The organism is Pseudomonas sp. PGPPP1, from assembly GCF_002255865.1.
GTDB classification, from domain to species: domain Bacteria; phylum Pseudomonadota; class Gammaproteobacteria; order Pseudomonadales; family Pseudomonadaceae; genus Aquipseudomonas; species Aquipseudomonas cremoris.
The window spans coordinates 1-972 of record NZ_NKIG01000089.1; the positions used below are offsets into that span (position 1 = coordinate 1).

Genomic DNA, 972 nt, shown 5'->3' on the forward strand with positions numbered 1-972 from the left:
TCTGTCTGCTCAATCAACTTGCGCAGCAGCTGGTTGTTAAGGGCGTGGCCCGACTTGAAGCCTTTGAACTCGCCTATCAGGCTATTGCCCAGCAGGTAGAGGTCACCGATTGCATCGAGGATCTTGTGCTTCACGAATTCGTCTTCGTAGCGAAGGCCGTCTTCGTTCAGTACACCATCCGCGTCGACCACAATGGCGTTTTCAACGCTGCCGCCGAGTGCGAGGTTGTGCTTGCGCAGGTACTCGATGTCACTCATGAAACCAAAGGTACGGGCGCGGCTGACTTCTTTTACAAACGAAGTGCTGGAAAAATCCACGCTTGCACTTTGGGTGCGGTCACGGAATACCGGGTGATCGAAATCGATCTCAAAGCTCACTTTAAAGCCTTCGAACGGGACGAAGGTGGCGCGCTTGTCGCCGTCTTCTACTGTCACTTCCCGCAGAATGCGAATGAACTTCTTGGCTGCGTCCTGTTCTTCCAGGCCGGCAGATTGAATCAAGAATACGAAGGGTCCAGCGCTGCCATCCATGATAGGGACTTCGGACGCGGAGAGCTCGACGTAGGCGTTATCGATGCCCAGGCCAGCCATGGCCGAGAGCAAGTGCTCCACCGTGTCCACTTTGACGTCACCGTTGACCAATGTGGTCGACATCGTGGTTTCGCCAACGTTTTCCGCGCGAGCAGGAATCTGCACCACAGGGTCCAGGTCGGCACGAACAAACACGATGCCGGTGTCGACAGGTGCAGGTTTGAGGGTCAGGTATACCTTCTCCCCGGAGTGCAGACCTACACCTGTGGCACGGATAATATTCTTCAGGGTGCGTTGTTTAATCATGGCTTGGACCGCTTGAGCGCAAATTGCGAACTGGTATCAACAAAGGCTGGCGATAATAGCAGACCAGACCTTTGCTGAACACCAATCACCTTCATAGCCCTGATACATTCCATCAATCGGCCTGACGACGCAGGAA

1 protein-coding gene is annotated in these 972 nt (G+C 54.3%); it reads right to left on the minus strand.

The window, feature by feature from the left end; genetic code table 11:
* Positions 1-836, minus strand: an 836-nt coding sequence (lpxC, locus tag CFE47_RS31255) for a UDP-3-O-acyl-N-acetylglucosamine deacetylase (RefSeq protein ID WP_286843056.1), incomplete at its 3' end; no start/stop codon positions are given.
* Positions 837-972 lie beyond the last annotated feature (136 nt).